General features: G+C 69.1%; 3 protein-coding genes and 1 pseudogene. All 4 read right to left on the reverse strand.

The genetic code is table 11. The annotated features are described in order from the left end of the window. Window positions 1–11: 11 nt before the first annotated feature. A complete protein-coding gene (locus tag VL52_RS09015) occupies window positions 12–734 on the reverse strand; it encodes a substrate-binding periplasmic protein (RefSeq protein WP_144408840.1) in 723 nt (240 codons plus the stop codon). Further along, entirely contained in the window at window positions 727–2,211 is a 1,485-nt protein-coding gene (gene pap / locus VL52_RS09020; RefSeq protein WP_046156710.1) for a polyphosphate:AMP phosphotransferase, read from the reverse strand. Before pap ends, VL52_RS09015 begins: the two co-directional genes overlap by 8 nt. Window positions 2,212–2,262: 51 nt before the next feature. Then, the gene (recB, locus tag VL52_RS09025; protein ID WP_046156711.1) at window positions 2,263–5,853 is read right to left on the reverse strand and encodes an exodeoxyribonuclease V subunit beta; all 3,591 of its coding nucleotides are present in this window, start codon (window positions 5,851–5,853) and stop codon (window positions 2,263–2,265) included. Then, window positions 5,850–6,452, reverse strand: a pseudogene (locus VL52_RS09030) (exodeoxyribonuclease V subunit gamma); the annotation flags it as partial. The pseudogene VL52_RS09030 and the gene recB, both read right to left, overlap by 4 nt.

Genomic DNA, 6,452 nt, shown 5'->3' on the forward strand with positions numbered 1-6,452 from the left:
GGACGCCGCGCTCAATGGCGGGCGAACAGCGGCCGCAGACGGCCTTGATCATGCAGTTGCTGGATAGCCTGGTTCAGGCCCGGCAGCAGGTCCCGATAACGCGGATGCAGCCGCAATGCCACCGGCAGGCTGCCGAGCGACTCGCCCGGCAGGCAGCGGCCGCCTTCGTCGCGCCGGCTCCAGTATTGCGCGCGGCGGCGCTCCAGCACCACGGCCTGGACCCGGCCCTGGCGCAGCTTGTCCAGCATTTCGTCCTCGTTGGCCGATCCGTCTCGCAGCAGCTTGCGGCTGGCGAACGCGCTCTCCAGCGACGGGAAGCGCTGGCCCAGCAGCGTGCCTATGGTGCCGCCCTTCAGCGAGGCCAGGGTAGCGGGCCGCTTGCCCTTGTCCGGCGGCAGGCACAGCACGAACTCCGCGTCGGCGATGGGCTGGGTGTAGAAGCCGGCCACCGGAGACAGCGCGCGCCATGACGCGTTGACGCCGACTTCGACATCCAGCTTGCCCACCTGGAACAGCTGCTCCAGCCGTTGCGAGGGATAGTAGTCGAGCTGGAAATGGACGCCGCTTTGCCGGGCGATCAAGGCCAGCGCGTCGCGGTAGGCCAGCGAGAGTCCATCGTCGGCGTTCGCGCGCAGCGATTCGCCGCTGTCGTTGGCCAGCCCGGCCCGAAGCGTGGGTTGGGCCAGCGCCGGCAGGCACAGCAACAGCATCAATCCCCACCACAGCCTATTCACTCAGCCTGGCCTCCAGCGCATCGCAGATGGTGGACAGTATCTTGATGCGCGCGAAATACTTGTTGTTGGCCTCCACCAGCGTCCACGGCACCTTGCTGGTGCTGGTGCGGTCCACCATGTCGCTGACCGCCTGGCGGTAGAGGTCCCATTTGTCGCGGTTGCGCCAATCCTCGTCGGTGATCTTGAAACGCTTGAAACCCGTCTCCTCCCGGCCCTTGAAGCGGGCCAGCTGCTCATCCTTGCTGATCGCCAGCCAGAACTTCAGCACGATGGCGCCGTTCTCGGTCAATTGGTGCTCGAAGTCGTTGATCTCGTAATAGGCGCGCATCCAGTCGGCCTCGGCGGCGAAGCCCTCCACCCTCTCCACCAGCACACGGCCGTACCAGCTGCGGTCGAAGATGGCGATGCCGCCCTTGCCCGGCAGATGCCGCCAGAAACGCCACAGCCAGGGCTTGGCCTTTTCCTCCTGCGTCGGCGCGGCCACCGGCACCACCCGGTAGCGGCGGGCATCCAGCGCCTGGGTGATGCGGCGGATGCTGCCGCCCTTGCCGGCCGCGTCGTTGCCCTCGAACGCCAGCACCAGCGAGTGGTTGCCGAAGCGCGGATCGCGGGTCAGCTTGTTCAGCCGCCCCTGCAGCTGGTCCAGTTTTTTCTGGTAGCTGGCCTTGCCCAGCTTCTGCTCCAGCTCCAGCGTGTCCAGCACCAGCTTGTTGTCTATCGGCGCCAGCAGCGGCGGCGCCTCGACGCGGTCGGTGCTCAGCATCGGCTGGCCCAGGCGGTTGCGTATCGCCTCCAGTATGGTGTTGGCCACCGTCAGGCTGCGGTAGTTGGCGTCCTCGCCGTCGATGACGATCCACGGCGCGTGCGCGGTATTGGTCAGCCTGAGCATGTGCTCGCCGTACTTGCGTATCTTGTCGTAGCGCTCATAGTGCTCCCAGTCGGTCTTGGTCACGCGCCAGTTGGTGGCCGGGTCCTGCTCCAGCATCTTCAGCCGCTGCTTCTGCTTGTCCCGGCTCAGATGGAACCAGAACTTCAACACCACCGCCCCGTCCAGCGTCAGCATGCGCTCGAAGCGCAGGATGTCGAAAATCTGCCGGTCGAAGGCGTCGCGGTCGCTGCGGTTGAACACCCGCTCGAACAAGGTATCGGAATAATAGGAACCGAAGAACATGCCGATGCGGCCGGTGGCGGGCAGCTCGTTCCAATAGCGCCACATCCACGGCCGGGCGCGCGCCTCGTCGTTGGGCTTGTCGAAGGCGACGGTGTGGATCAGCCGCGGGTCCAGCCACTCGTTGATCAAATTCATCGTTTCGCCGCGGCCCGCGCCGTCGAAACCGTGGATCAGGATCAGCACCGGGAAATCGGCTTTTTCCTTCAAGTCGTACTGCACGTCCAGCAGCGCCTCGCGCAGCGCCGGCATCATCTTGCGGAAAGTGTCTTTGTCTATGCTGTGGCCGATTTCGGCGGATTCAAACATGTTTCACATCCTTATCCACTTGCTTAGCTTAGTTGCCATCCCCGGTCGCCATCACTGCGTAGAACTACCAGGGCCTCTCTTGGTTCCGGATCCCGCCAGCAGCGCGTCCAGCGCGTCCAGCAGCGCCGCGGACGGCGCATCGGCCCACACGCCGCAGCCCGGCTCGCCCATGCCGCGCAGGAACAGGTAGCGCACGCCGCCGAAGCGGCCGTCCCAATCCGCGCCGCGCGCGGCGAAGTAGCGCCGCAGCGCCACCAGGTAAATCAGGTACTGCAGGTAATAATGCTCGCGCGCCACCGCGTGGACCAGACTGTCGTCGCGATAATCGTCGTAGGCGTCGCCCAGATGGTTGGACTTGTAGTCGATCAAATAGACGCGGCCGTCCGCCTCGCACACCAGGTCGACGAAGCCTTTCAAAAAGCCCTGCACGCTGGCGAAATCCAGCGCGCCGGCGGCGCGCCGGAACGGCTCGGCCAGGCCATGCTCCGGCTTTTGCAGCGCGGCGATCAGCGCCGCCACGTCCAGCCTCTTCACCGGCAATGTGAATTCCAGCTCGATCAGCCGCTGGTGGTCGGCGACGTCGCGCAGCCGCGCGCCGGGGGCGATCTCGGCGTTCAGCGCGTCCAGAATCAGCTCGCAGCCGGCGTCCAGCCACTCCTCGCCGAAGCCGTGCCGCGCCAGCGCGCGCGCCACCGCCGCTTGGATGTCGTCTTCCCCGGCCCCGAAGCTGATGTTCTCGAAAATCTCGTGCAGGCAGACGCCGGCCTTGGCGCCGCGCGGGAAGCTGAAGCGATTCCGGATCGGGTCCTCCGGCGGGGCCGCCGGCGCCGACGCCGCCGCGCGGTCATGGTCCGGCGCTTCGGCCAGATGGCTGCCGGCGTCATGGGTCAGCGAGGTGAAGCTGGCGATCTTCCACGGCGTGTACAGCTTGCGCTCGAACGGCCGCGCGGCGTAGGCGCGGCCAGGATCGCGGCCGCCGGCCAGCGCCTGCCGCCCCTCGCCGTCCAGCCAGCGCGCCGCGTCGCCGCGCTGGTCGAGAAAGGCCCGCAACTGCGCCTCCACCATCCCGCCGTCCAGCTCCAGCGCGTCCAGCGCCGCCAGGTCGCGCGCGCCCGGCGCGTGCAGCAGCCAAGACAGCGCCGCGGTCTTCAGTTCCCGCACCCAGCCCCAGGCGATGTACTGCCGGTATTGGGCGCGGGTCAGCGCCACGTACAGCAGGCGCAGCTTTTCGGCCAGCATCTCGCTCCGCGCCGCCTGCCGGATGCCGTCGTCGGCGGCCGCCTCCGGCGCCAGCCATGGCTCGTCGCCGTCGTGATAGCTCCAGAAGCCCGCGCCGCGCCGCTCCAGCGCGCCGTTCCATAAAAAGGGGCAGAACACCACCGGGTACTGCAGGCCCTTGGAGGTGTGCACGGTGACGATCTTCACCAGCGCGGCGTCGCTCTCCAGCCGCAGCACCGCGTCCTCGCCTCGCGGCGGATCGGCGACGCGGGCGGCAAACCAGGACAGCAGCGGCGCCATGCCCTGGCGGCCCTCGCTCTCCTGCTGGATCAGCTCGGCCAGGTGGCCCAGATTGGTCAGCCGCCGCTCGCCGTCAGGCAAGGGCAGCAGCCGCTCCGCCGCGCGCTCGCGGGCGAAATAATGCCGCCAGGCGGCCATGAAGCCGCGCTCGCGCCAGCGCTGGTGATCGTCGGCGTTCTTCAGCAGCTGGCGCTCCCAGCGCGTCTCGTCCTCCAGTTCGGCCTTGATCCGCGCGGCGTTGAGGCCGGCCAGCTCGGTGGCCAGCGCGCGCCTGAGCCTGCCCTCGTTGGCCGGCTCGGCCCAGGCGTGCAGCAGCGCCAGCAGCTCGCCGGCCTCGCGGCTGGCGAACACGCTCTCCTGGGTCAGCGCCACGCTGGCCACGCCGCGCGCGCGCAGCTCGGTCCGCACCCGGTCGCCCTGGCTGTGGGTGGCCACCAGCACCGCGATGTCGCCGCCGGCCAGCGGCCGCCGCGACGCGCCCTTGACGATGGCGGCGCGGTTCTCCTCCGCCAGCGTCAGCAGCCGGGCGACCTCGTCGGCGCAGGCTTCGGCCGAGGCCTGCTCGGCCGCCTCCTTGCTCAATTCTTTTTCGCCGGCCTGTATCCATTGCGCGTTGAACGGCGCGCGGTCGTCGTCCACCTCCAGCCGGCCGCCGGACGAGGGACTGGCCGCCACCGGCTGGTAGGCGATGCCCTCGAGCAGAAACGGCAGCTCGCGGCCGAACAGCGCGTTGACGGTGGCCACCAGCGGCTCGTCGGAGCGGCGGTTGGTGTCCAGCGTGTACTGGCGCTCGGCGTCGTGGCGGGCCGCCAGGTAGGCGAAGATGTCGGCGCCGCGGAAGCTGTAGATCGCCTGTTTCGGATCGCCGACCAGGAACACCGGCCGCGCCTCCTCGACGAAGCAACGGCGGAAGATCCGGTACTGGGTGGGATCGGTGTCCTGGAATTCGTCGATCAGCGCCACGGAGAAGCTGTCCGCCACCTGCGCCGCCAATAAGGGGCCGGTTTCCGGATGCGCCAGCGCCGCGCCCAGATCGGTCAGCAGATCGTCGAAGCTGCGGCTGCGCTCGACGCCGCGCCGCCGCGCCAGCTCTTCGTTGGCCCAGGCGATCAGCTCCAGCTTCAGCCCGGCCAGCGAGTTGGCCACCTGGTCCATATAGACGTCCCAAGCGGCAAGCCAGGCCTCCATCCGTTCGAACAAGGGGTGAGCCGGCGCATCGCAGCCCTTCTTCATGCCCTTGGCCAGCGCCTCCGGCCGCAGCTTGTCCAACAGCTTGCGGCTGTCGCTGTCCAGCTCCGGCGGCGCGTCGGGCAAGGCCAGCCAGCCGCGCAGATTGTCGGTTACGCGCGCCATGGTGTCCGGCCGGTAGATGTTGGCCTTGAAGCCGGGGTGGGCAAGGAATAGCGCCAAGCCCTCTTCTACCAGCGCCGGCTCGCCGGCCAGCGCCCGCCAGCGCTCGAAAACCAGGCGCTGCGCCGTTTCCAGCCTGACCGCATCCGGCGCGCGCAGCTTGAGATAGGGTTTGGACAGATAGGGACGGATCTCGGCCAGCCAGGCGCCCGGCGTCTCGCCCCGCTCCACCAGCACCTGGGCCGGCAGCGGCGCGGCGACGATGCGGCGGCGCCAGAAATCGTCGACGATCTCCGCCAGCCGCGCCGCGTCGTCCTCGACCAGTTCGGCCTGGAAGGTCTGGCCGCTCTCGAAGGCGGCGTCGGTCAGCACCCGCTGGCAGAAGCCGTGGATGGTGTAGATGGCGGCGGCGTCGAAGCCGTTGACCGCGGCGGTCAGCCGCTGCCGGGCCACGTCGCGCGCCGGGCCTTCGGGAAAACGCGCGGCCAGCGCCTGCAGGAAGTCGTCGCCGTCGGCCTTGCCGTCCAGCAGCGCCAGCATCTCGGCCAGCCGCCGGCGCAGCCGCTCGCGCAGCTCGGCGGTGGCGGCCTTGGTGTAGGTGACCACCAGTATTTGTTCGATGGCCGGCGGCGGCGCGCCGGCGCGCTCTTCCAGCAGCAGCCGGGCGAACAGCGCGGCGATGGTCCAGGTCTTGCCGGTGCCGGCCGAGGCCTCGATCAGGTTGACGCCCGCCAGCGGGCAGTTCAGCGCGTCCAGCGCCTGCGGCGCGTTCATGCCTCGCCTCCCAGCAGGCGCTCGGCCAATGGCAGCAGCAGCGTCTCCGCCAGCTGGACGAACAATGGATCTTCCAACGGCGACTGGTGGCGGAAGGCCAGCGCGATCGCCGGCTCGTCCTTCTGCGCGATGCCGTCGCCGAGGATGAAATTGGGCTCCCACTTCTGCCAGGCGGCGGCCAAAGCTTTTTCGCGGTTTTCGGGCGCTTTGGCCAGCGCTTCGGCGTAGGCCCAGCTGGTGCGGCCGAAAAACGGCAAGGGCTGGGCCTGGCCCTGCTTCCAGCGGACCAGCCACGGCGCCAGCAGGCCGGCGGCGTCGATCTCCTCGTTAAGCAGCGTGCTGCCGGCATCGTCGTAGCAGGCGCTGTGCGGAACCACGCCCGCCGGCCGGGCCGCGCACAGAATCAGATGGCTCAGCCACAGCGCGACGCGCTGGGCGGCGTTCAGTTTGCCGACGATGAAATCCAGCCGGCCCTCGGGCCGCAGGCCGTACAGCTCGCCCACCAGCGTGAAGCCGGCGATGTCCAGGTGCACTGGCTGCGGCGGCAGCGTCTCTTCGCCCAGCGCGCGCGGCAAGCGGCCGGCCAGCCGTGCGCTGGC

Origin of the sequence: Chromobacterium vaccinii, assembly GCF_000971335.1 — a bacterium.
Taxonomy (GTDB): domain Bacteria; phylum Pseudomonadota; class Gammaproteobacteria; order Burkholderiales; family Chromobacteriaceae; genus Chromobacterium; species Chromobacterium vaccinii.

Excerpts from the sequence above, each read along its gene's own strand:
- pap (WP_046156710.1), bottom strand. The coding sequence starts at position 2,211 with ATGTTTGAATCCGCCGAAATCGGCCACAGCATAGACAAAGACACTTTC.
- recB (WP_046156711.1), bottom strand. The coding sequence starts at position 5,853 with ATGAACGCGCCGCAGGCGCTGGACGCGCTGAACTGCCCGCTGGCGGGC.